This is a genomic window from Achromobacter sp. 2789STDY5608615 (genome assembly GCF_001298995.1).
GTDB lineage: Bacteria > Pseudomonadota > Gammaproteobacteria > Burkholderiales > Burkholderiaceae_B > Achromobacter > Achromobacter insuavis.
Genome location: NZ_CYTY01000003.1, coordinates 242,424 through 266,702 on the forward strand (window position 1 = coordinate 242,424; position 24,279 = coordinate 266,702).

Annotated in this window: 20 protein-coding genes; 14 read left to right on the top strand and 6 right to left on the bottom strand. The window is 70.7% G+C overall.

Annotation, left to right across the window (positions count from 1 at the left end; translation table 11 throughout):
* Window positions 1–14 precede the first annotated feature (14 nt).
* From AOZ49_RS04155 to AOZ49_RS04190, 8 genes are all read left to right on the top strand, one after another.
* Window positions 15–1,535, top strand: coding sequence for an amidohydrolase family protein (locus AOZ49_RS04155; RefSeq protein ID WP_054474429.1), 1,521 nt, complete (start codon window positions 15–17; stop codon window positions 1,533–1,535).
* Window positions 1,536–1,619: 84 nt separating this feature from the next.
* Window positions 1,620–2,714 carry an ABC transporter substrate-binding protein gene (locus AOZ49_RS04160; protein ID WP_054430486.1) on the top strand — a complete coding sequence of 365 codons (1,095 nt, stop codon included), beginning with the start codon at window positions 1,620–1,622 and terminating at the stop codon, window positions 2,712–2,714.
* 12 nt (window positions 2,715–2,726) lie between these two features.
* Window positions 2,727–3,563: an ABC transporter permease gene (locus AOZ49_RS04165; RefSeq protein ID WP_231689834.1), complete on the top strand. Its 837-nt coding sequence runs from the start codon at window positions 2,727–2,729 to the stop codon at window positions 3,561–3,563.
* Window positions 3,560–4,384 (top strand): ABC transporter permease, encoded by an 825-nt coding sequence (locus AOZ49_RS04170; protein WP_197286479.1) that lies wholly within the window; start codon window positions 3,560–3,562, stop codon window positions 4,382–4,384. Before AOZ49_RS04165 ends, AOZ49_RS04170 begins: the two co-directional genes overlap by 4 nt.
* 18 nt (window positions 4,385–4,402) lie before the next feature.
* Window positions 4,403–5,269 carry an ABC transporter ATP-binding protein gene (locus AOZ49_RS04175; RefSeq protein ID WP_054474430.1) on the top strand — a complete coding sequence of 289 codons (867 nt, stop codon included), beginning with the start codon at window positions 4,403–4,405 and terminating at the stop codon, window positions 5,267–5,269.
* Window positions 5,270–5,336: 67 nt separating this feature from the next.
* Entirely contained in the window at window positions 5,337–6,713 is a 1,377-nt protein-coding gene (locus AOZ49_RS04180; protein WP_054474431.1) for an LLM class flavin-dependent oxidoreductase, read from the top strand.
* A gap of 145 nt (window positions 6,714–6,858) precedes the next feature.
* Window positions 6,859–7,572 carry a glutamine amidotransferase gene (locus AOZ49_RS04185; protein ID WP_054474462.1) on the top strand — a complete coding sequence of 238 codons (714 nt, stop codon included), beginning with the start codon at window positions 6,859–6,861 and terminating at the stop codon, window positions 7,570–7,572.
* Window positions 7,566–9,026, top strand: coding sequence for a hypothetical protein (locus AOZ49_RS04190; protein ID WP_082380310.1), 1,461 nt, complete (start codon window positions 7,566–7,568; stop codon window positions 9,024–9,026). Before AOZ49_RS04185 ends, AOZ49_RS04190 begins: the two co-directional genes overlap by 7 nt.
* Before the next feature lie 37 nt (window positions 9,027–9,063).
* Here AOZ49_RS04190 and copD read toward each other — a convergent pair whose 3' ends face one another.
* Both copD and copC read right to left on the bottom strand, forming a co-directional pair.
* The gene (copD, locus tag AOZ49_RS04195) at window positions 9,064–9,951 is read right to left on the bottom strand and encodes a copper homeostasis membrane protein CopD (protein ID WP_054474432.1); all 888 of its coding nucleotides are present in this window, start codon (window positions 9,949–9,951) and stop codon (window positions 9,064–9,066) included.
* 1 nt (window position 9,952) lies between these two features.
* Window positions 9,953–10,309 carry a copper homeostasis periplasmic binding protein CopC gene (gene copC / locus AOZ49_RS04200; RefSeq protein WP_054474433.1) on the bottom strand — a complete coding sequence of 119 codons (357 nt, stop codon included), beginning with the start codon at window positions 10,307–10,309 and terminating at the stop codon, window positions 9,953–9,955.
* Between the two features lie 346 nt (window positions 10,310–10,655).
* Between copC and AOZ49_RS33315 the strand changes: the two genes are divergently transcribed.
* The gene (locus tag AOZ49_RS33315) at window positions 10,656–11,765 is read left to right on the top strand and encodes a ProQ/FinO family protein (RefSeq protein WP_231690237.1); all 1,110 of its coding nucleotides are present in this window, start codon (window positions 10,656–10,658) and stop codon (window positions 11,763–11,765) included.
* A 91-nt stretch (window positions 11,766–11,856) separates the two neighbouring features.
* Here AOZ49_RS33315 and AOZ49_RS04215 read toward each other — a convergent pair whose 3' ends face one another.
* Together AOZ49_RS04215 and garD are read right to left on the bottom strand one after the other, a co-directional pair.
* Window positions 11,857–12,834 (bottom strand): Bug family tripartite tricarboxylate transporter substrate binding protein, encoded by a 978-nt coding sequence (locus AOZ49_RS04215; protein ID WP_054474435.1) that lies wholly within the window; start codon window positions 12,832–12,834, stop codon window positions 11,857–11,859.
* A gap of 128 nt (window positions 12,835–12,962) precedes the next feature.
* Window positions 12,963–14,537, bottom strand: a complete 1,575-nt coding sequence (gene garD / locus AOZ49_RS04220) for a galactarate dehydratase (protein ID WP_054474436.1) — start codon at window positions 14,535–14,537, stop codon at window positions 12,963–12,965.
* Window positions 14,538–14,781: 244 nt separating this feature from the next.
* Between garD and kdgD the strand changes: the two genes are divergently transcribed.
* The 3 genes from kdgD (at window position 14,782) to AOZ49_RS04235 (ending at window position 19,853) form a co-directional block, all read left to right on the top strand.
* Complete coding sequence (gene kdgD, locus AOZ49_RS04225) at window positions 14,782–15,696, top strand: 5-dehydro-4-deoxyglucarate dehydratase (protein WP_054474437.1); 915 nt, start codon at window positions 14,782–14,784, stop codon at window positions 15,694–15,696.
* Window positions 15,697–15,757: 61 nt separating this feature from the next.
* A complete protein-coding gene (locus AOZ49_RS04230; RefSeq protein WP_054474438.1) occupies window positions 15,758–17,338 on the top strand; it encodes an aldehyde dehydrogenase (NADP(+)) in 1,581 nt (526 codons plus the stop codon).
* 181 nt (window positions 17,339–17,519) lie between these two features.
* Window positions 17,520–19,853, top strand: a complete 2,334-nt coding sequence (locus AOZ49_RS04235; protein ID WP_054474439.1) for a TonB-dependent receptor — start codon at window positions 17,520–17,522, stop codon at window positions 19,851–19,853.
* Here AOZ49_RS04235 and AOZ49_RS04240 read toward each other — a convergent pair.
* Window positions 19,831–21,183, bottom strand: a complete 1,353-nt coding sequence (locus tag AOZ49_RS04240) for a sensor histidine kinase (RefSeq protein ID WP_231690238.1) — start codon at window positions 21,181–21,183, stop codon at window positions 19,831–19,833. The genes AOZ49_RS04235 and AOZ49_RS04240 overlap by 23 nt on opposite strands.
* Window positions 21,143–21,826 carry a response regulator transcription factor gene (locus AOZ49_RS04245; RefSeq protein WP_054430499.1) on the bottom strand — a complete coding sequence of 228 codons (684 nt, stop codon included), beginning with the start codon at window positions 21,824–21,826 and terminating at the stop codon, window positions 21,143–21,145. The genes AOZ49_RS04240 and AOZ49_RS04245 overlap by 41 nt, the downstream gene beginning before the upstream one ends.
* A gap of 214 nt (window positions 21,827–22,040) precedes the next feature.
* On the opposite strand from AOZ49_RS04245, the gene AOZ49_RS04250 reads away from it, so the two are divergent.
* A complete protein-coding gene (locus AOZ49_RS04250; RefSeq protein WP_054474441.1) occupies window positions 22,041–23,162 on the top strand; it encodes an ABC transporter substrate-binding protein in 1,122 nt (373 codons plus the stop codon).
* Window positions 23,163–23,182: 20 nt separating this feature from the next.
* Window positions 23,183–24,259 carry a FecCD family ABC transporter permease gene (locus AOZ49_RS04255; protein WP_054430501.1) on the top strand — a complete coding sequence of 359 codons (1,077 nt, stop codon included), beginning with the start codon at window positions 23,183–23,185 and terminating at the stop codon, window positions 24,257–24,259.
* The last annotated feature ends 20 nt before the right edge of the window (window positions 24,260–24,279 follow it).

The window sequence follows — 24,279 nt, forward strand, 5'->3', positions numbered from 1 at the left end:
CGGAGAGCGCCAGCATGAACCAGCCTTTGCACCCGAGCCACGCGTCACGGTCCGCCGCCGTCAAGGCGACCCTGGACTACCCGGTGATCGACACCGACGTGCACGTCAACGATTACGCGCCGGTCCTGGAGGACTACGTCCAGCACTACGGCGGCGGCAAGCTGGTGGATGCGCTGCGCAAGGCGCTGGGCTCGCGCTTCGCCACCAAGAGCGGCGGCAAGGACTGGTACCAGCAGACGCCGGCCGAGCGCCAGGACAACCGCACCCTGCGCTCGCCCTGGTGGGCGCGGGTCACGCGCAACACGCTGGACCTGGCCACCTATACCCTGCCCGAGCTGCTCAACGAGCGCCTGGCCGAGCAAGGCGCGGACTACTCCGTGCTGTTCCCCAATGACGTGCTGGCGCCGCTGGCCGCGGGCGACGAGTTCCGCCAGCCGTTGCACCGCGCCATCAATCACTTCCATGCCGACCAGTACCGCAAGTACAGCGACCGCCTGACGCCGGTGGCCGGCATTCCGCTGAACACGCCGCAGGAAGGCATCGAGGAACTGGAGTTCGCCGTCAAGACGCTGGGCTTGAAGGTCATCAACATCGCCGGCGGCGTGAAGCGGCCGATCAAGGCGATCGCGCGCAAGTATCCCGCCGCCGACTATCCCGAGATCGCCAGGCACGCCAGCTACATCGACTTCTACGGCATCGACAGCGAGTACGACTACGACCCGTTCTGGGCCAAGGTGGTCGAGCTGGGCGTGCCGGTCACCACGCACTACGGCAGCCAGGGCTGGACCGGCCGCCATTCCATCAGCAACTACATGTTCAACCACATCGGCCACTTCGCCGATGGCTCGCAGGCCTTCGCCAAGGCGCTGTTCTTCGGCGGCGTGACGCGGCGCTTCCCGAACCTGCGCGTGGCGCTGCTGGAAGGCGGCGCCGACTGGGGCTCGCACGTCTACACCCACCTGGTGGATCGCTGGGAAAAGCGCAACCGCGCGGCGGTGCAGAACTACAACCCGGCCAACGCCGACGTGGCGCTGCTGCACGAGCTGTTCCAGCGCTACGGCGCCGATTTCATCCGCGGCCGCGACATCGACCCGCGGCAGCTGCTGCGCGACAGCCTCGGCATCTCGGCCCTGCCGCACAGCCGCGACCCGCATCCGGACGAACTGGACGACTTCGCCGCCGCCGGCATCGAGTCGGTCGAGGACATCCGCAAGCGCTGGGTCGACAGCTTCTACTTCGGCTCGGAATCCGACGACCGCACCGTGGCGGCAGCGTTCAACGACAAGGTCAATCCGCTCGGCGTGAAGATCAACGCCATCTGGTCCTCGGACATCGGCCACTGGGATGTGCCCGACCTGACCGCGCCGCTGGCCGAAAGCTGGGACCTGGTCGAACAGGGCGTGATCAGCGCGCAGGACTTCAAGGCGCTGGTGTTCGGCAACCCCTACCGCTTCTACACCGAGGCCAATCCGGCCTTTTTCCAGAGCACCGCCATCGAGCGCAAGCTCGCCGCGCCGGCCCGCGCGGCCGCCTGATCCTGCCCGTGCGTGGTTTGCCTGCCAGCGGGCCGGCGTGATGCCGGCCCGCTGCCCGATTCCTTCCTGAACGAGCCTTTTTCCATGAAGTCATTGATGATCCTGAGTAAACGCGTTGCCGCGCTGGGCCTGGTGGCCCTGGCGGCGTGGGGCGGCAGCGCCCGGGCCGCCGACGTCATCCGCGTCGGCGTGGCCACCGCCGGCGGCGGCGACCCGATCACCTGGGGCGGCTCGCCGGGCGGCGTGGTGCGCGTCAACCAGTGGCTGGAGCAGGCCTTCGCCGCCGACGGCGTCAAGGTCGAGTGGCTGTTCTTCAAGGGCGCCGGGCCGGCCGTCAACGAGGCGCTGTCGAACAAGCAGATCGACTTCGCCTACCAGGGCGACCTGCCGCAGGTGGTGGGCCGCGCCAACGGCCTGAAGACCAAGCTGCTGCTGGTCAGCGGCGCGCGCAACAACCTGTACCTGGTGGCGCCGCCGAATTCCCCGCTCAAGTCCATCGAGGACCTGAAGGACCGCAAGGTGTCGATCTTCCGCGGCACCAACGGCCACCTGGTGGCGATCAACGTGCTGGCCGCGCATGGCCTGGCCGAGCGCGACATCAAGGGCGTCAACCTGGATGCCGGCAGCGCCCAGGCGGCGCTGGTGTCCAACGGCGTGGACGCGGCCTTCGGCGGCTACGAATGGTTCAAGGTTCGCGACCAGGGCCTGGCCAAGGTCATCTACAGCACCCAGGGCCAGGACCCCGCCTACACCCGCCAGGCCTCGCTGCTGGTGCGCGAGGACTTCGAGCGCGAAAACCCCGCCCAGGTGCAGAAGGTGGTGGACGTGTTCGTGCGCGCCGCGCAGTGGTCATCCGACGAGAAGAACCGCGACGCGCTCTTCAAGATCTGGGAAAAGAGCGGCGTGCCCTACGCCTCGTGGGCGGCCGAGTTCGACAAGCAGGACCTGGCCGCGCGCAACTCGCCGCTGATCGACGACTTCATCATCGCCCGCTACAAGGCGGTGGTGGCCGACGCCGCCAAGCTCAAGCTGATCCGCCGCGAGGTCTCGCTGGACGGCTGGTTCGATCCGCGCTACCTGCAGAATGCGCTCAAGGCCCAGGGGCTGGAGCGCTACTGGACCGCGTTCGACGCCGCCGGCAAGCCGGTGGCCGGCCCGGCCCAGGCCGCCGCGCGCTGACGGGACCGCGCCATGGCCTCTCTTTCCCATCACGCCCTGCCGCGCCTGGCCCCGGCGCCGGCCTGGGCGCGCCAGGCGGCCTGGACCGCCGCGCCCTGGCTGCTGCCGCTGGCCTTGCTGACGCTGTGGCAGACCGGCGCCAGTCAGGGCTGGATCTCGCCGCAGGTGCTGCCGCCGCCCGCCTTCGTCTGGGACACCCTGCGCGACCTGGCCACCAGCGGCGACCTGTGGCTGAACACCCGCGCCAGCCTGCAGCGGGTGCTGGTCGGCTTCGCGCTGGGCAGCCTGCTGGGGCTGCTGCTGGGCACGGCGATGGGCCTGTCTCGCCGGCTCGAGGCCTACGTGCTGCCGACCTTCAACGCGCTGGTGCAGATCCCGGTGCTGGCCTGGCTGCCGTTCGTGCTGCTGATCGTCGGCATCGGCGAACCGCTCAAGTACATCCTGATCGCCAAGGCGGCGCTGGTGCCGGTCACACTCAACACCTTGCAGGGCTTTCGCCAGGCCAGCCCGGCGCTGCGCGAAGTGGCGCGGGTCTATGGCTACAGCCGGCGCCAGGAGGTGCTGGAGGTGGTGGTGCCGCTGGCCCTGCCGACGCTCTTCACCGGCCTGCGGCTGGGCTTCACCAAGGCCTGGCTGTCGCTGGTGGTGGTCGAACTGGTGGCCTCCAGCGAGGGCCTGGGCTACCTGATCGTCTACGGCCGCCAGTTGTTCCAGCTGGACCTGGTGATGGCCGCGGTGATCGTGGTGGGCGCCATCGGCTACGCCATCGACCGGCTGCTGGACTGGGCCGAGACCCGCCTGATCCACGGCCGCCGCGGCGCCGCCACGGCCCCGCAGGTGCAACCATGAGCGCGCCGACGCCTGTCTCGCGCGACGCGGCCGAGCTGGCGCTGTCGCAACCGCTGGCCGTGCGCGGCGGCGGCCGCTGGCGCGGCCTGGTGCTGCCGGTGGCGGCGATCGCGCTGTGGTGGCTGCTGGCCCGCGCCGATCTGGTGAACTCGGCCCTGCTGGTGTCGCCCGGCAAGGTGCTGGCCACCGCCGCCGACCAGATCGTCGGCGGCAAGCTGTGGCGCGCGCTGGGCGCCAGCCTGGGCCGCGAGCTGACCGGGTTCGCCATCGGCACGCTGTCCGGCCTGCTGCTGGGGGTGCTGCTGGGCCTGTCGCCGGTGTTCAACCGGCTGGTGGGGCCCAGCTTCAACACCTTCAAGCAGATCTCGCTGTTCGCCTGGATCCCGCTGATCTCGGTGTGGTTCGGGCTGGGCGACACCGCCAAGGTGGTGTTCCTGTCGCTGGCGGCGCTGGTGCCGGTGGTGGTCAACACCTGCGACGGCGTGCGCAACGCGCCGCCCAAGCTGCTGGAGGTGGCGCGGGTCTACGGCTACAGCCGTTGGCAGACCTTCGCCCAGGTGGTGCTGCCGGCCGCCGCGCCCGCCATCTTCACCGGCGTCTACCTGGCGCTGATCTATTCCTGGCTGGCCACCATCGGCGCCGAATACCTGCTGGTGGCGGGCGTCGGCATCGGCAACCTGCTGATCGAGGGCAGCGAACATTTCCAGATGGACCTGGTGATCTTCGGCATGTTCGTGGTCGGGGTGATCGGCTGGCTCATGAATGCCCTGGCCCGCGTGGCCGAACGGCGGCTCGCGCGCTTGCGCGGCCAGGACCAATAACCGCAGGAAAACTCAGGCATGACTCAACCTACTTCGTTGGACCTGTCACTGCAGGCGGTCGGCAAGCGCTATCCCAGCGCCCAGGCCGAGGGCGGCGTGCTGCAGGTGCTCACGGGCGTGGACCTGGACATCCCCGCCGGCCAGTTCGTTTCCATCGTCGGCGCCAGCGGCTGCGGCAAATCCACCCTGCTGCGCCTGATCCTGGGGCTGGACGACGCTTACGAGGGCGCCATCACGCTGGGCGGCGAGCCGGTGCGCGGCACCGGGCCGGAACGCGGCATCGTGTTCCAGGACCACCGCCTGTTCCCGTGGCTGACGGTGGCGCAGAACATCGCCGTGGGGCTGCGCAACGCGGCCATTTCCAGCGCCGACAAGCGCGACCGGGTGGCCGAACACATCGCCCTGGTGGGGCTGGAGGGCTTCGAGCGGTCGTATCCGCACCAGATCTCGGGCGGCATGGCGCAGCGCGTGGCGATCGCGCGCGGCCTGGTCAACCGGCCGCGCGTGCTGCTGCTGGACGAGCCCTTCGGCGCGCTCGACGCGCTGACCCGGGCGCGGCTGCAGACCGAGCTGCAGCGCATCTGGCAGAAAGAGCGCATCACCATGATCCTGGTGACGCACGACGTCGAGGAAGCGGTCTACCTGGGAGACCGGGTGGTCATCATGCAGCCGCGCCCGGGGCGCATCCGCCGCATCGTCGACGTGCCGTTGCCGCACGCCCGCAACCGCAGCGACCCGCGCTTCATCCGGCTGCGCGATGACGTGCTGTCCGACTTCCTGGAGCCGGACGGCGCGCCCGCCGACGACAGCCCGCCGCTGGGCTCCGACGCCTGCGGCGGCGTGCCGGCGCTGCCGTCGCTGGCCTCGCTGCGGATGGCCTGGTGACCGTTACGTTCCGCTTCCCGGCGGCGCGCGCCGCGTTGCCGTCCCACCTATTGCTGGAGTCATCGCCATGACCCGTTCCACGCGCCAGATCAAGCTCGGCGCCTTCCTGATGCAGACCGGCCACCACATCGCCGCCTGGCGCCATCCCGAGGCCCAGGCCGACGCGCCGGTCAACTTCCGCCACTACGCCGAATTGGCGCGGCGCGCCGAGGCCGCCAAGTTCGATGCCATCTTCCTGGCCGACTCGGTCGGCGTGCGCAACACCGACCTGGCGTCGCTGTCGCGCACCGCCCGCAGCGACCACTTCGAGCCGCTGACACTGCTGTCGGCGCTGGCCGCCGTGACCGAGAAGATCGGCCTGATCGCCACCGTCTCCACCACCTACAACGAGCCCTACCACGTGGCGCGCAAGTTCGCCTCGCTCGACCACATCAGCGGCGGCCGCTCGGGCTGGAACCTGGTGACCTCCAGCGGCCAGGGCGAGGCGCAGAACTTCAACCTGGACGAGCACGTCGAGCATGCCCGCCGCTACGCCCGCGCCGCCGAGTTCCACGACGTGGTGCTGGGGCTGTGGGACAGCTGGGAAGACGACGCCTTCCTGCGCGACAAGCCCAGCGGCCAGTACTTCGACCCCGCCAAGCTGCATCCGCTACACCATCGCGGCGAACATTTCTCGGTGCGCGGGCCGTTGAACGTGTCGCGCTCGCCGCAGGGCCGGCCGGTGGTGGTGCAGGCCGGCGCCTCGCCCGCCGGCCGCGACCTGGCGGCGCGCACCGCCGAAGTCATCTTCGTGGCCCACCAGACCTTCGACGAAGCCCAGGCGTTCTACCGCGACATCAAGGGCCGCGCCGTGGCGTACGGCCGCGATCCCGACGACATCAAGATCATGCCCGGCATCTTTCCCGTGATCGGCCGCACCCAGGCCGAGGCCGAGGACAAGTTCGCGCGCCTGCAGGACCTGATCCATCCGGTGGTCGGCGTGCAGTTGCTGTCCAACATGATCGGCGGCTTCGACCTGTCGGGGTATCCGGTCGACGGGCCCCTGCCCGACCTGCCCGAGACCAACGGCGGCAAGAGCCGCCAGCAGCTGCTGATCGATCTGGCGCGGCGCGACAACCTGACGATCCGCCAGCTGTACCTGCGCATCGCCGGCGCCCGCGGCCACCAGCAGGTGGTCGGCACGCCGCAGAGCGTGGCCGATCAGCTGCAGCAATGGTTCGAGGAAGACGGCGCCGACGGTTTCAACATCATGTCGCCGTGGCTGCCCGGCGGGCTGGACGACTTCATCGAGCTGGCGCTGCCGGAACTGCGCCGCCGCGGCCTGTTCCGCAGCGAGTACGAGGGCGCCACGCTGCGCCAGCATCTCGGCCTGGCGCGTCCGCCGCATCGGGCCGTGGCGGCGGCGCAAACCGCTGTCGCCGAGGCGGAAGCCGCCTCCGCCTGAGGCCGGACGTGGCGGGACGCCGGGCGTCCCGACGATATCATCCTGGCTCATAGCAGATAGGCGGTTTTTCATATTGATGAATGACCGCGCTGGCCTCATCATGGCGCGGGGTCCGTCCGGGCCCCGCGCCGATTCCGCCACCGACATGCCGCACAAACCGCTCGCCATCCTGCAAATGGGCCGTCCGCCCGAAGACCTGCGCGCCACCCACGGCGAACAGGCCGACTGGGTCGCCGCCGCCCTGGACGGCATCGACGTCCCCCTGGCGGTCCTGCATCCCGCCGCCAGCGACGCGCTGCCCGACCCCGCCTCGCTGCGCGGCGCGGTGCTGACCGGCTCCTGGTCCATGGTCACCGATCGCGAGCCATGGAGCGAACGCACCGCGCAATGGCTGCGCGACGCCATGGCAGCGCAGCTGCCGCTGCTGGGCATCTGCTATGGCCATCAACTGATGGCGCACGCGTTCGGCGGCGTGGTCGACTACCATCCGCGCGGCCGCGAAATCGGCCTGCATACGGTTCAGCGCCTGCCCGCCGCGGCCGCCGATCCGTTGCTGGCGAGCCTGCCCGACCGCTTCCTGGCCCACCTGACGCACGAACAGAGCGTGCTGCAGCCGCCCGCCACCGCGACGGTGCTGGCCGGCACGGCGCACGATCCGCACCAGGTGCTGCGCTACGGCCCGCGCGCGCTGTCGGTGCAGTTCCACCCTGAACTCACCGCCGGCCTGATGGACGCCTGCCTGGCGCGGCGCCAGAGCGTGCTCGCGGCGGACGGCCATGACGTCGCCGCGCTGCGCGCCGCCCTGGCGCCCACCCCGCACGCCCAATCGATCCTGCGCGGCTTCGCGGCGGCATGCTGACCTACCTGCTGTGGTCGCTGCCGGCGCTGATCGTCATTGCCGCCATCGCCAGCGGCCGCCTGAACACCACCCTGGCCGCCGTGCTGGGCCTGCTGGCGGCCGCGCCGGTGGCCCTGTTCAGCGCGCCCGGCGTCTTTGGCGCGGGCCAGCTGGGCCATGCCCTGGCGCGCGGGCTGTGGATCGGCGCCATCATCACCCCCTACATCCTGGGCGGCCTGCTGTTCTGGCAGATGGCCGCGCGCGGCGATCCCGGCCAGCGTGACGCGCTGGCGCCGGCCGACCCGCTGGCGCGGCGCCGCCTGCTGTTCTTCGCCTGTTTCCTGATCGGCCCTTTCGCGGAGTCGGCCACCGGCTTCGGCGTCGGCATGCTGGGCACGGTGCTGCTGATCCGGCCGCTCGGCTTCAAGCCGCGCGAGCTGATGGTGTTCGCGTTGTTGAGCCAGACCCTGATCCCCTGGGGCGCCATGGGCAGCGGCACGCTGCTGGCCTCGGCCTATGCGCGCGTGCCGGCATCCCAGCTGGCGCTGGTCGGCATGGTGCCGGTGGCCCTGCTGATGATCGTCTGGATGACATTGTTCTGGCGCACCGCGAACCGCGCCGGACTGCCGGCCGCCGCCAACGAGCGCGCCCGCGAGGCCGGCTGGATGCTGGCCTGCCTGGCGCTGCTGACGGCGGCCACGGCGCTGCTGGGGCCCGAAACCGCCTTGCTGGCGGCCTATGGCCCGCTGATCGTGCTGCGTTTCGTGCTCGACCGCCGGCCCGGCCGCGCCGAGCTGCGCACGGCGGCGCGCGACGCCCTGCCCTACATCGTGCTGATCGCCTGCCTGGTGGTGACGCGCCTGACGCCGGGCCTGAACCCGGCCCTGGCCCGGCTGGCCAGGATCGCGCCCTATCCCGATCTGCCCGCCTGGGCGCCGTTCCTGCACGCCGGCAGCTGGCTGATCGGCGGCGCGCTGCTGATGGCGCTGCTGCGCCGCCAGCCCGGCCTGCTGGCCGGCAATGCGCGCCACGCCTGGAACACCGGCAAGCACGCGGTGCTGTCGGTGTTCCTGTTCGCGATGATGGCCGAGGTGCTGGCCGGCGCCGGCATTTCGCAGGCCTTCGCGGATGGGTTGTTCCGTAGCCTGCAGGACTGGACGCTGCTGCTGACGCCGCTGCTGGCCGGCGCCTTCGGCATCCTGGCCAACAGCGGCAACGCGCCCAACAGCCTGTTCATGCCGTCGCAGCTGTCGCTGGCGCTGCACGCCGGCCTGAGCCTGCCGGCGGCGGCCGCGCTGCTGCACGTGTCGGGCACGTCGATGGGATTCTTCTCGCCGATCCGCATGTCGATCGCCGCGGGCCTGGCCCACGGCCGCGGCCAGGAGCGCGCGGTCTACGCGCAACTGCTGCCGTTCGCGGTGGGCGCCTTCGCCATCCTGCTGGGCCTGGCGCTGCTGCTGGTGCTGGCGGGCTGAACCGCCCGCCGCGCCCGGCCAACGTGGCGGGCGCAGGTTAGTGCGGCGACATCAGCCCCAGCAGGCCCGCCACCGCCAGTACCAACGCGCCCAGCGCCAGCTCCCACAGCGTGTTGCGCCGGATCGCGCGCAACGCCACCACGGGTTGTGTCCGGATGCGTGCGATCCAGCGATAGCGGTTGCGCAGCGCCAGGCCCGTCATCGCCAGCGCCAGCAGCGCCTTGACCAGCAACACCTGCACGTAGCCGGAGGCCGGGTCGGGCAGCCCGGGGCCGAGAATCAGCGCCGCGTTGGCGACCCCGCTCAACAGCAGCACGGCCACGGCCACATGCCCCCAGGCCGAAAACCGCAGCAGCGCCCGGGTGGCATCCCGCCGCCACGCCGGCCGCCGCCAAGCCGCCAGCCACAGCAGGAACACCGGCAGCGATCCCAGCCAGAACGCCGCCGCCAGCACGTGCAGGAAGTCATTCAGCGCGTGCGCCAGCCCCAGCCAGCCCTCGTGCATCGCCGCATGGCCGCTCAAGGCCAGCGGCGCCAGCGCCAGCGCGGCGACCCCGGCGATCAGGCTGGGGCTGCCGGGCCGCAAGCCGAGCACCACGCCCAGCAGCGCCGCCGCGGCCAGCGCCCGCACGATCCAGACCTGCCCGTAGCGGGTCTGCAGGATGACCGTGTCGAGCATGTCTTCATCGAACATCGCGTGCCAGTCGCCGGCGATGCTGGCGGCCTGCAACGGCAACAGGCACAGCGTGGCGACGAGTCCGACGATCCCCGCCTGGCGGAAAACGCGCCGCAGCGCGGCTTCCGCCTCCAGCCCGAGGCGGGGCGAACCGCCCAGGGCCAGCATCGCGCCAGCGCCGAACAACACCGCCACCGCGCCGGCGGCGAGGGCCCGGCACAGCGCGAACGCCAGCAACAACGGGGTCATCTCAAGGCTTGACCGTGAAGGTCCAGGCGCCGTCGGTCTTGTGGCCGTCCTTGGACAACGCCTGCCATTTGACCGTGCAGGCGCCGGCCGGCAGGGGCTTGGCCACCGGCAGCACCAGCGTCTTGTCGTCGCCGGGCGCCGGCGCCGCCTTGGCCGTGACGGCGGGCTTGCCCGCGGCATCCAGCACGGTCAGCGTGGAAAACGCGGGCTCCAGCCCTTCGGAAAAGCTGGCGCTCACCGAGGACGGCGTGGCCACTTCGGCCTTGTCGGCCGGCGTGGCGCGCTGCAGGTGGGCGTGGGCCCAGGCCCATTGCGGGGCCAGGATCAGCGTGGCGGCGATCAGAACGGGTTTGAACATGATGAATCTCCTGGAAAATGGGCGGCGCCGGGCCGCGTGGCGAATAAGAGACGCGCGGCAGGCGCGCGGGAAAGTCGCGGAAGGAATGGCGCACGAGACGGGGCGAGGCAGGCGCCAGGGCCGGGGTCCCGTGTGTGTCAACGACGGGCCAGCCGGACGAAACCGTGCAGGCGCGGCGCGAAAACGGCATCAGGCCGCGCGCGGCGGGGCCCGTGACTGCTGTGGCAGCCACAGCGGCTCGCCACGGGGATGCGGCGCGACGTCAATGGCGAAAGGCAACGCCGGCAGCTCGGCCGGCAGGCGCCAGGCGATGCCGGCTGGCGCGGGCGGGCCAGCCCCGCCCAGCATGGCGCAGGTCGACGCGCAGCAGTGCGGCAACGGGCCGCCCAGGGTCCCGGCGTCATGGCCGGCCGCGGACGGGCTGGCCGGTGCATCCGCCGCCAACACCACCACGCGCGGACCGCTGGCGGTGCAGAGGATGACGCTGGCGCCCTTTCCGGACACCCCCGCGGACGCCGCCGGCGCGGGCGCGCCGAACGCCGCGGAGGCCACCAGCGACTGGAAAACCAGCAACGCCGCCGCCAGCCACGCCACCGCGCGGCGGGCGGCGGCGGACGGGCTTGTAAACGTAACCGGCGTGTGCATCCCCATGGTGGCCACGAGCTTACGACGGCCGCCGGAGGGCCGCAACTTCAATCTGACCCGCTACAACTGTTATGCTCCACGCTTTCAACATTTGAAGTCGCAGCACACCATGGGTCTAGAACAGCTCGCCGCAATCCGAGAACTGCTCGTGAAGCAGGCTCCCGAAGAGGCGGCTTCCAAAAAGAAACCCGCCCGTCCGGCCACCAACGAAGCGGGGTCGCGCAAGCCCTCCGCGCGTCCGTCCGACGATGCGGCTGCCGCCCGGAAGAAACCTGCGCGTTCGCCGGCTGGCGAACGACGCGAGGCGCCGGCGGTCGACCCGGTGCTGATCGCCATTTCGCGGTTGCAACGGCAATTCCCCAAGGCCTTCCCCAAGAAGCCGGCGCCCAAGGTGCCGCTCAAGCTGGGCGTGCTCGAGGATCTGGTGCAACACGCCAAGGCCCTGCAGCTCAGCGCCGACGAGATCAAGCAGGCCGTCAAGACCTGGTGTGACGGCCGCCGCTACTGGGACTGCATGGTCGAGGCCGCCGCGCGCGTGGACCTGAACGGCGAACCCGCCGGCGCCGTCACCGCCAACGAGGCGCAGCACGCCAAACGCATGGCCTCGCGCCGCCACGCCAAGGCGGGCGGCCGCGGCGGCAAGGGCAATGCCAACAAGGGCAAGCCGGCCGCGGAAGGCGCCAAGCAACCGGCGCAGGCCGAGGCCGCCGCGCCCGCCGATACGTCCGTGGACGCGCCGGTCGACACCTCTGTCGATACCTCGGTGGCAACGCCGGCCCAGGCGCCGTCGGATACGCAGACGGCCGACTGATCGCGGCATTCCAAAAAAGAGCGGACCGTGTGGCGCCAGGCGCTTCACGGTCCGCGGTCTTTTGGAGGGCCGGACATGCCGGCCGCCCGCCTCAATCCAGCCGGATATCGGCGCTCTGCACCACCTTGGCCCAGCGCGCCCGCTCGCTGTTGAAGAACTGCGTCAGCTGCGCCGGATCGCGCACCACGATCTCGGCGCCCTGCTCGTTCAGCTGCGATTTCACGTCGGGCTGGTTGACGATCTGGCCCATCAGCGTGGCCAGCAGGCTGGCGGTCTTGTCGGTGGTGGTGACGGGCGCCATCACGCCCTGCCAGGTGCCGGACTCGAAGCCCGCCACGCCCTGCTCCGAAATCGTCGGGATGTCGGCCACCAGCTGCATGCGTTCCTTCTTCGAGATCGCGATCGCGCGCAGCTTGCCGCCCTTGATGTGCGGCAGCGTCGCCAGCAGGCCGTTCATGATGACCTGGGTCTGGCCGCCGATGGTGTCCGTCACCGCCTGCGAACCACCCTTGTAGGGCACGTATTCCCATTGCGCGCCGGTGGCCTGCTGCACCGCCACGGCCGCCAGGTGCGGCGCGCTGCCGATGGCGGTGACGGCGAAGTTCAGACGCTGCTTCTTCGACAGCGCCACCAGCTCCGGCACGGTCCTGGCGGGCACATCCGGATGCACCGCCAGCACGTGCGGCGAATAGGCCAGCATGCCGACCGCGCGCAGGTCTCTGGACGGATCGAAGCTGAGCTTGGTGTAGACCGACGGGCTGATCGCCAGCGCGCCGACGTCGCACAGCAGCACCGTATGGCCCTCCTGCGCCGACTGCACCACGATGCCGGCGCCCAGGTTGCCGTTGGCGCCGGGCTTGTTCTCGACCACCACCGTCTGCTTGAGCGCCTCGGCCAGGCGCGGCGCGATCACGCGCGCGATGATGTCCGACGAACCGCCGGGCGGGTACGGCACCACGATGCGCACCGGCCGCGTCGGCCATGCATCCGCCTGGGCCCAGGCCGGCGTCAGGCGCGCCAGTCCCAGCGCGGCGGCGCCGGCCAGCAGGTGCCTTCTGTTTGAATCCATGTTGTCTCCGTTGTCGTTGTAAGTAGAGTGTCCGGGCCGGCCGCGGCAGGCCCGGTCCAGCCCCCGGCGTCGCGCGCCGGGGTGCCGCTTGCGTCGGCTCCGCCGCCGGCGGACCCGAGGGAAAGGCGTCAGGTCACCGGACCCGGGTTGAACAGCGCCAGGGCGTTGTGCAGCTTGAGCGCCTCGGCACAGGTCTGGCGCCGGCCGCTGGCCACGTCCAGCATCAGGCGGAACAGCTCCCAGCCCACGTCCTCGATGCTGGCCTGGCCGGTGGCGATGCGGCCGGCGTCCACATCCATCAGGTCGTGCCAGCGCCGCGCCAGGTCGCTGCGGGTGGCGACCTTGATCACCGGCACCTGCGCCAGCCCGTAGGGCGTGCCGCGGCCGGTCGTGAAGATGTGCAGGTTCATGCCCGCCGCCAGCTGCAGCGTGCCGCAGATGAAATCGCTGGCCGGCGTGGCCGCGAAGATCAGGCCCTTGCGCGTCAGCCGTTCGCCCGGCGACAGCACGCCGTCGATATTGGACGTGCCGGACTTGATGATCGACCCCATCGCCTTCTCGACGATGTTGGACAGGCCGCCCTTTTTATTGCCCGGGCTGGTGTTGGCGCTGCGGTCGGCGCTGCCGCGTTGCAGGTATTCGTCATACCAGGCCATTTCCCGCACCAGCGCCTGCGCCACTTCCGGCGTGGCGGCGCGCGCGGTCAACTGGTCGATGCCGTCGCGCACCTCGGTGTTTTCCGAGAACATCACGGTGCCGCCGGCGCGCACCACCAGGTCGGCCGCGAAGCCGACCGCCGGATTGGCCGTCACGCCCGAGAACGCGTCGCTGCCGCCGCACTGCACGCCCACCACCAGCTCGGACACCGGACAGGTTTCGCGGCGGCGCTGGTCCAGGATCCGCAGATGGCGCTCGGCGGTGCGCATGATGTTGGCGATCATGGACTCGAAGCCCACGTGTTCGTCGTCCTGCAGCACGATGGTGTCGACGCCACCGTCCGCCGCCACGCCCTCGCCAGCGCGGATCGGGATGGCGCCGGGCGCCAGCAGGCGCTCGGGCTGCAGTTTCTCGCATCCCAGGCTCACCACCATCGTGGTGCCGCCAAAGTTGGGATTGCGGGCGATGTTGTGCAGCGTGCGCACCGGAATCGCCGCGCCCGGCGCGTCGATGGCGACGCCGCAGCCATAGGTGTGCTCGATGCCCACCACCCCGTCGACATTGGGATAGCGCGGCAACAGCTCGCGGCGGATGCGCTCGACCGCGTGTTCGACCACGCCCTGCACGCATTGCACCGTGGTGCTGATCGCCAGGATATTGCGCGTGCCGACGGTGCCGTCGGCATTGCGGTAACCCTCGAACGTGTGGCCCTCCAGCGGCGGCAGCGGCGCGCGCTTGCGCGTGCCGACCGGCAGGTCCTGCAGCGTGCGCGCGGCGGGCATGGTGGTGACGCGCTCATTGACCCAGCTGCCGCGCGGCAGGTCGCGCGCGGCGTAGCCCACGATGACGTTGTAGCGGCGCACCGGCTCGCCCTGCGCCAGGTCGCGCAGCGCCACCTTGTGACCTTGCGGCACGGCCTCGACCAGCGTCAGGCCGTCGGGCAGCGCGGCGCCGGCCGCCAGGCCGCCGTCATTGGCCACGATGGCGACGTTGTCCTCGGGATGAATCTTGATCAGCACGGGCGCTGGGCCAGCCGCGGGCAGCATGGTGGAATCCTCTGCGAAAGTGGCGTCGCGGTAGGCGGCGCGCGATACGTTATCGTACAACTTAAATAATTATGCGTTGGACGGGCTTGGCCCGCATTGCGGATTTCCCCAATTCCTCCCTCTAGGCCTCTCGGTAACGGGTTGAACCGGCCAAAATCATGTTGTACGATGACGTACCTATTTAACCGATCCGCACGACGGGTTCGCCTGCCTGCGGTCACCCGCCACTTACGGAAACCCGCCCATGACCACGCCGCAGGAGCTCAAGGCCATCGTCTCGGAAGGACTGCTCTCCTTCCCCGTGACCGATTTCGACGCGCAAGGCAATTTCAACGCCAAGACCTACGCCCAGCGCCTGGAATGGCTGGCCCCCTATGGCGCCACCGCCCTGTTCGCCGCCGGCGGCACCGGCGAGTTCTTCTCGCTGGCCCCCGATGAGTATTCCGACGTCATCCGCACCGCCGTCACCACCTGCGCCGGCAAGGTGCCGATCCTGGCCGGCGCCGGCGGCCCCACCCGCCTGGCCATGGCCTACGCCCAGGAAGCCGAGCGCCTGGGCGCCAAGGGCGTGCTGTTGCTGCCGCACTACCTGACCGAGGCCTCCCAGCAAGGCATCGCCGACCACGTCGAACAGGTCTGCAAGTCCGTCAAGATCGGCGTCATCGTCTACAACCGCGCCCAGTCGCGCCTGTCGGCCGACCACCTGGCCCGGCTGGCCGAGCGCTGCCCCAACCTGATCGGCTTCAAGGACGGCGTCGGCGACATCGAAGCCATGGTCCGCATCCGCCGCAAGCTGGGCGACCGCTTCTCTTACCTGGGCGGCCTGCCCACCGCCGAGGTCTATGCCGCCGCCTACCGCGCGCTCGGCGTGCCGGTGTATTCGTCGGCCGTCTTCAACTTCGTGCCCAAGACCGCGATGCAGTTCTACCGCGCCATTGCCGCCAACGACCACGACACCACCAACCGCCTGCTCGACGAGTTCTTCCTGCCCTACCTCGAGATCCGCAACCGCTGCGCCGGCTACGCCGTCAGCATCGTCAAGGCCGGCGCCAAGCTGGTCGGCCACGATGCCGGCCCGGTGCGCGCGCCGCTGACCGACCTGCATCCCGAGGAACTGGAGATGCTCGACGCCCTGATCCGCAAGCTGGGCCCGCAATAGGCCCGCGACGCACCACACCTGTTCGCCCCCGATCCGGGGGCGTTTTCATTCGGAGAGATTCATGACCTTGACCGGCAATATGTTGATCGGCGCCCAGGCCGTAAAGGGCGCCGGCGCCCCGCTGCACGCCATCGACCCGGCCCGCGGCGAACCGCTGCAACCCGGTTTCTGCGCCGGCACCGCCGAGGACGTGGCGCGCGCCGCGGAACTGGCCGCCGCCGCGTTCGACCCCTACCGCGCCGCGCCGCTCGAGACCCGCGCGCAATTCCTCGAAAGCATCGCCGAAGGCATCCTGGCGCTGGGCGATGCGCTGATCGAACGCACCCACCTGGAAACCGGCCTGCCGCTGGCCCGCCTGCAGGGCGAGCGCGGCCGCACGGTCGGCCAGCTGCGCCTGTTCGCGCGCGTGGTGCGCGACGGCTACTTCCTGGACGCCACCGTCGACCCCGCCCAACCCGACCGCCAGCCGCTGCCGCGCGCCGACCTGCGCCTGGCCAACGTGCCGCTGGGCCCGGTGGCCGTATTCGGCGCCAGCAACTTCCCGCTGGCGTTCTCGGTGGCGGGCGGCGACACCGCGTCGGCGCTGGCCGCCGGCTGCCCGGTGATCGTCAAGGCGCACAACGCCCATCCCGGCACCTCCGAAATGGTGGGCCGCGTGATCCAGCAAGCGGTGGCCAGGCACGGCCTGCCCGAAGGCGTGTTTTCGCTGCTGTTCGGCGCCGGCAACGAGATCGGCACCGCGCTGGCGACGCACCCGGCCATCACCGCGGTCGGCTTCACCGGCTCGCGCCGCGGCGGCCTGGCCCTGGTGGCGGCCGCCAACGCGCGCCCGGTGCCGATCCCGGTATATGCCGAGATGTCCAGCATCAACCCGGTCTTCCTGCTGCCCGCCGCCCTGGAAGCGCGCGCCGAGACCATCGCCAAGGGCTTCGTCGAATCGCTGGTCATGGGCGTGGGCCAGTTCTGCACCAACCCCGGCCTGGTAATCGGCATCGAAGGCCCGGCACTGGAGCGCTTCCGCCAGGCCGCCGGCCAGGCGGTGCAGGCCAAGGGCGCCGCCACCATGCTGACCCCCGGTATCTTCTCGGCCTACGCGCAAGGCGAACAGGCCCTGGCCGGCCACGCCAGCGTCGCCACGCTGGGACGCGGCGAAGCCTCGCGGCCCGCCGCCAACGCCGCCGGCCCCGCCGTCTTCGGCACCGACGCCACCCGCTTCCTGGCCTCGCCCGAGCTGGAGGCCGAAGCGTTCGGCCCCGCCTCGCTGGTGGTGGCATGCCGCGACGCCGCGCAGATGCGCGCGGTGGCCGAGCACCTGGAAGGACAGCTGACCGCGACCCTGTTCGTGGACGACGCCGACGCCGACGTCGCGCGCGGCCTGCTGCCGGTGCTCGAACGCAAGGCCGGCCGGATCCTGGCCAACGGCTATCCCACGGGCGTCGAAGTCAGCCATGCGATGGTGCACGGCGGCCCGTTCCCGGCCACCTCCAATCCCGCCTCGACCTCGGTCGGCGCCACCGCCATCCGCCGTTTCCTGCGTCCGGTCTGCTACCAGGACCTGCCCGACGCGCTGCTGCCCGACGGCCTCAAGCGCGCCAATCCGCTCGGCCTGCCGCGCATGACCGACGGCGTGCTGTCGGCCTGACGGCACGCCCACGGGACGGCGGCACCGGCGCCGCCGTTCATTCACCCCTGCCTCGGTCCGATTTACCGACCCCGCGCCTCTCCGGGTGGGGGGCCGGCGCCACACGCCTTAACGAGATCTTGAGACGCGCCTTCCTAGAATCGCTAACGATTCTCATTGGCACTTTTCCTGGAACCCGACGATGGCGCAGTACAAACCCTCTCATCCCGGCGCGATGGCGCTCAAGACCCTGGGCGTGGCGCTTGGCGCCGCCGCCAGCGCGCAGGCGCAACCCGCCAACGACAACGCCACGGTGCTGGCGCCGGTGACGGTGCAGGCCGACAGCCCCGCGCCCTACAAGGCGGAACGGGTGCAATCCGGCAAGTTCGCCGAGCCGCTCCTGAACACCCCGCAGAGCATCACCGTGGTGCCCCGCGAGGTGCTGGAGGAACAACAGGCCCAGAGCCTGCAGGACGTGCTGCGCAACGTTCCCGGCATCACCTTCAGCTCCGGCGAGGGCAACCTGGGCTGGGGCGACATGTTCACCATCCGCGGCTTCTCGGCGGAACAGAGCATCACCGTGGACGGCATCCGCGACGCCGGCATGTCCAGCCGCACCGACATCTTCAACCTGGAGCGCGCCGAGGTCTTCAAGGGCACCGGCTCGATCGAGTCCGGCGTCTCCGCGGTCGGCGGCAGCGTCAACCTGGTCAGCAAGGAAGCCCGGCTGGGCTCGTTCTACAAGGCGTCCGGCGGCCTGGGCACCGACCACTACCGCCGCATCACGGCCGACCTCAACCAGGAACTGACCGACAGCTCGGCGCTGCGCATCAATCTGATGCGCCACCACAACGGCGTGGCCGAGCGCGACGTGACCGAGTTCGACCGCTCCGGCATGGCGGCCTCGCTGGCGATGGGGCTGGGCACGCCCACCCGCGTCACCCTGAACTACCTGCACCAGGAAGGCAACAACATTCCCGACGGCGGCGTGCCGATCCAGCGCGGCACCGGCGGCCAGCGCATGCCGAACGTGTCGCGCAACGCCTGGTACGGCGATCCGTCGCTGTACACCGAACAGACCCGCACCGACCAGGCCACCCTGAAGGCGGAACACGATTTCAACGACCGCGTGCGCCTGTCCAACATCAGCCGCTGGGAACAGACCGACCGCATCGGCGTGCTGTCGCCGGCGCGCCTGAACAGCACCTCGCGCACCTCCTACGGCTACGCCGGCGCCGGACCGCTGGTCAACAGCGCTGACGGCATCCCCTCGTACAGCGGCTATGTGCCGCTGGACAACCCCAGCCCCTATGGCCAGCTGCGCGGCAACGACTTCGGCACCTCCAAGCGCTACACCATCCTGGCCAACCAGACCAACCTGAGCCTGGATTTCCAGACCGGCGCCATCAAGCACCAGCTGGTGACCGGCGTGGAGTTCTACAAGGAGACCTACGGCGACCACGAACGCACCATCAAGGCGCCGTCGACCAACCCGACCTTCGACCTGCGCAACAACGGCGGCGTCGACATGGGCGGGGTCGACACGGTCAAGGGCGCAGACGGCAACCGCGCCGAGGTCTTCAACACCGGCCTGTACGTGGGCGACACGCTGACGCTGACGCCGCAATGGCTGCTGCAGGGCGCGCTGCGCTATGACCGGTTCCGCGTCACGCAGGTCACCGGCTCCGCCGGCAAGCACAGCACCAACCGGGTCGAGGACGGCGCCTGGAGCGGCCGCCTGGGCGTGACCTACAAGCCGGCGCCCGAAGCCAGCCTCTACGCCGCCTACAGCCAGGCCGCGCAGCCATCCGCGCTGGGCGCCTCGACCAACAACAACATCTACGGCGCCACCGGCGGCGACAGCTACAAGCCGGCGGTGTCCAAGACCTACGAGCTGGGCGGCAAGTGGGACCTGGCCCAGGGCGACCTGTCGCTGACCGGCGCGGTGTTCCGCACCGAGCTGTCCGACTCCTGGGAGTATGGCGACGACGCCACCGACGTGGTGCGCGCGCTGCCCGCCAAGCGGGTCGACGGCATCGAACTGGGGCTGGCCGGCAACATCACCCCGCGCTGGTCGGCCTTCGCCGGCGTCAGCGCCATGAAGAGCCGCATCACCAAGGGCGCCAACAGCGGCGAGGAAGCCAAGAACGTGCCCGACCTGACGTTCAACCTGTGGACCACCTATGCCGCCACCGACAAGCTGTCGCTGAGCTACGGCGCGCAATACGTGGGCAAGCGGCGCTACACCGACAACAAGTACGTGGGCGGCAAGAACAACAACAGTTCCACCGTGTCGGGCCCGTCCGGCACCCATCCCATCTGGGTGCGCGACGACGAGAAGGCGCCGTCCTACTGGCTGCACTCGGTCGCCGCGCGCTACCGCGTCGACAAGTCGCTGACCCTGGGCATGAACGTGGAGAACCTGTTCAACAAGTTCTACTACAGCCGCGTCGGCGCCTCGCTCGACGGCTTCCAGCTCTATGGCGTGCCGGGCGCGGGCCGCACCGTGACCTTCACGGCCGACCTGGCGTTCTGAGGTCCACCCGGAACACGCTGCCCTGCCCTGGCGCCGACCGCAGCGAGACGCGCCAGCCCTGGTGCTCGCAGATGCGCCGCACCAGGGACAGGCCCAGCCCCAGGTTGCCGGCATCGGGCTGCGCGCCGCGCACGAACGGACTGAAGACGGCTTCCTGCCGTTCCAGCGGGATGCCCGGGCCGTCGTCGGCCACCTGCAGGTAGTCGGGGCCGGCGCTGATCGTGACCCGCGCGCCGGGGCCGGCGTATTGCAGCGAGTTGCGGATCAGGTTGGACAGCAGCGCGCGCAGCAAGGGCGCGGGATAACGCGGCGCGTCGGCCTCTCCGGCGGCAGCCGGCGCATCGCCTGGACCCGCCATGCTCGCCTGCGCCGGCGCTTCGAGCACCAGCGACATGCCACGCCGTTGCGCCATCGCGCTCCAGGCCGCCAACTGTTCGCGCGCCGCGCCGCCGGCGCTGTCGCGCGCGAACTGGTCGCCGGCATCGCGGCCGCGCGCCAGCATCAGGTAGGTGTCGAGCCGCTCCCCCATGTCGGCCGCGGCCGCGGCGATGCGCCGCACGCGGGCGCTGCCGTCGGCGTCCAGGCCGGGCTCGTCCAGCAGCAGCTCGCAGGAGCTGGAAATCACCATCAGCGGCGTGCGCAGTTCATGGCCGACGTCGGCCGTGAACAGCTGTTCGCGCCGCAACGCCTGTTCAAGCTGGTTGTAGGTGGCGTCGAAGGCGTCCGCCAGCCGGCCGATCTCGTCCGGCGGATAGTCGGCCGCCAGGCGGGTCTGGGGCGGCTGCGCGCCGCGCGCCGTGACCTGCGCCGCCAGCCGCGCCAGCGGACGCAGCATGCGCCGGGTCGCCAGCGTGCCCAGCACGAACGCCAGCACCAGGCCGCCGGCCAGGCCGCTGACCACGGTCCAGTGCGAAGTGGACTGGTTGCGTTCGTACTCGGTGTAGTCGCGCAGCAGCATGTAGCGCTGGCCGTCCTTGTCGTCCACCATCACGTGCCAGACACGGCCGTCGCGCTCGATCTTGTGGAAGCCCGGCGCCAGCCCGCGCAGCCATTGCGGAAACGCCGCGCCGCCCGGATCGCCGTGGAAGAACCGGTGCGGCCGGCCCGGGTCGATGCCGGCCAGGAAGTCGCTGCGGACGCGCTCGACCGCCATGCCCATGTCGATGCGCTGCAGGTGGACTTCGAGCGTGTTCACGCTCCAGATCGAGACCCAGGTCAGCACGCCGCCGACCAGCAGCGCCAGCAGCAGGTAGGTGCGCACCAGATAGCGCGCCAGCCCGCGCCGCGCGCTACGCATCGTCAACGGCCCGCAGCTGGTAGCCGATGCCATGCACGGTGTGCAGCAGCGGCGTGGCGAACGGCTTGTCCACCACCTGGCGGATCTGGTGGATATGGGTGCGCAGGCTGTCGCTGTCCGGCGGCGAATCGCGCCACAGCGCCTCTTCGAGCCGGCCGCGGTGCACCACCGCGGGACTGGCGCGCATCAGCAGCATCAGCAGTTGCAGCGGCGACGGCGGCAGCCGCAGCGCCTGCCCGCCGCGCGCCAGCGCCAGCGTGCCGGTATCCAGCGTCAGGTCGCCGACCCGCAGCACCCGCGCCGCGCCGGCGCCGCTGGCGCGGTGCAGCAGCGCCTTGGCGCGCGCGGCCAGCTCAGCCAGGGCGAACGGTTTGACCAGGTAGTCGTCGGCGCCGGCGTCGAACCCCGTCAACCGGTTGTCCAGGGTATCGCGCGCGGTCACCATGATGACCGGGGTATCGCAGCCGGCCTCGGTGCGCAGCCGCCGGCACAGGTCATAGCCGTCCAGCCGCGGCAGCATCAGGTCCAGCACGATCAGGTCGAAGCCGCCCTCGGCCGCCATGGCGTAGCCGCGCAGCCCGTCCTCGGCGCAGTCGACGATGTAGCCGCGGCGCGTCAGGTGGTGCGTGATGTTGGCGAGGATATCGGGGTCGTCTTCGATGACAAGAACGCGCATGGGGCGGAGCCGGGAATGGAAATCAATCTCAGATTGTAAGCGCGACCGCGATCCGGCCACGCACGCGAACCGTTTCGCGGCGGGGCCGCCACCGCCTGGCGAGCGTCTTAACGAATTCTTGAACCCCGATGGCGGAGACTGCCTGCCGATAGGAATGGTTCGCGTTACCCGCAAGCCCGCGGGGCGTGTCGTGGCCACTGGATCGGGATCTCCCATGCGTTTGAAAATCATGTTCCGCGCGGCGCTGGCCGCCACCGCCCTGCTCTGCGCCCTGCCCGGCGCCCAGGCCCGCCAGGTGACCGACCTGGCCGGCCGCGTCGTCACCGTGCCCGATCATCCGCAGCGGGTGCTGCTGGGCGAAGGCCGCTTCGTCTTCGCCATGGCGCTGCTGGATCGCGCCGACCCGGTGGCGCGCGTGGTCGGCTGGCAGGGCGAACTCAAGCAGCAGGATCCCTATTCCTGGCAACAACTGATCAAGCGCTTCCCCAAGGCGGCCGACGTGCCGCTGATCGGCACCACCTCGGAAGCCAGCGTCAGCCCGGAGAAGATCGTCTCGCTCAAGCCGGACGTGGCCATCTTCAGCCTGAGCGGCCATGGCCCGGGCCGCAACAACCCGATGATCGCGTCGCTGCAGCAGGCCGGCATCCCGGTCGTGTTCATCGACTTCCGCCAGCATCCGGTCAAGAACACCGTGCCCAGCCTGCGCATCCTGGGCCAGGCGCTCGACCGCCCGGCACAGGCCGAGCGCTACATCGCCTTCTATGAGTCGCACCTGGCCAAGGTTCGCGAGCTGGTGCAGCCGGTGCCGCAGGCCGAGCGTCCGCGCGCATTCGTCGAGATGCTGGCCGGCGTCTGGCCCGCCTGCTGCCACACCACCGGCAACGGCAGTTTCGGCGACCTGCTGGAAGCCGCCGGCGGCGTCAACGTCGCCGCCCCGGTGCTGCCGGGCGCGATCGGCGACGTCAGCATGGAGTTCCTGCTCAAGGCCCAGCCGCAGGTCTACATCGCCACCGGCAGCCGCTCCGACCCCGGCCGCCCAGGCCTGCTGGTCGGCCCCGGCGCCGCGGCCGAGGTCTCCGCGGCCAGCCTGTCCACCGTGCTGCAACGCGACGGCATCCGCGACCTGGACGCGGTCAAGCGCGGCCGCGCCTTCGGCATCTGGCACGCGTTCTACAACTCGCCCTACAACGTCGCGGCGATCGAAGCGATGGCCAAGTGGCTGTACCCCGAACGCGCCGCCGCGCTGGACCCGGACGCCACGCTGGCCACGCTGTACCGCGACTTCCTCGACGTGGACGGCGCCGGCACCTACTGGACCGCACCCGCGGCCCGTTGACGGCAAGCAGGCACGCCATCATGCAGACCTCCGCTACCGTCCTCGCCGCCGACGGCGTCCTGGACGATCCCGTCGCCCGCTACCATCGCACCCGCCGGCGGCGGCTGGCGCTGGCCCTGGCGCTGGCCGTGGCCATCGCCATCAGCCTGCTGGCCGACATCGCCACCGGCCCGGCCGGCCTGGCGCCGCTCGACCTGCTGCGCACCCTGCTGCACCCCGACGCCGCCGACGCCGGCACCCGCGTCATCGTCTGGCAGTTCCGCCTGCCCTACGCCCTGATGGCGCTGCTGGTGGGCCTGGCCCTGGGCCTGGGCGGCGCCGAGATGCAGACCATGCTGGACAACCCGCTGGCCAGCCCCTATACGCTGGGCGTGTCCGCCGCGGCCGCGTTCGGCGCCTCGCTGGCCATCACCCTGGACTGGCACGTGCCGGCGCTGCCGCCCGGCATGGTGGTGTCGCTGTCGGCCTTCGCCAGCACCCTGGTGTCGGTGCTGATCCTGGAGCGCGTGGCGCGCTGGCGCGGCGGTTCGACGCTGGGCGTGGTGCTGTTCGGCATCGCCCTGGTGTATTCGTTCCAGGCGCTGGTCATGCTGCTGCAGTTCATCGCCAGCGAGGAAGCGCTGCAAGGCATCGTGTTCTGGACCATGGGCAGCCTGGCGCGCGCCACCTGGACCACCGTCGGCGTGATGGCGGCCGCGCTGGCGCTGGCGCTGCCGTTCTCGTTGCGCGACGCCTGGAAACTCACCGCAGTGCGCCTGGGCGAGGAACGCGCCGCCAGCTTCGGCATCGACGTCAAGCGCCTGCGCCTGGTGAGCCTGCTGCGGGTCAGCGCGCTGGCGGCGCTGGCGGTGTCGTTCGTCGGCACCATCGGCTTCGTCGGCCTGGTGGCGCCGCACATCGCCCGCCTGCTGCTGGGCGAGGACCATCGCTACTACCTGCCCGGCAGCGCGCTGGCCGGCGCCCTGATCCTGTCGCTGGCCTCGGTCGCCTCCAAGACCGTGCTGCCCGGCGCCCTGATCCCGGTCGGCATCGTGACCTCGCTGGTCGGCATTCCCTTCTTTCTCACCATCGTCATCCGCGCCCTCAAGCGCGGCTGACGCCTTTCCCTGTCCCCGGA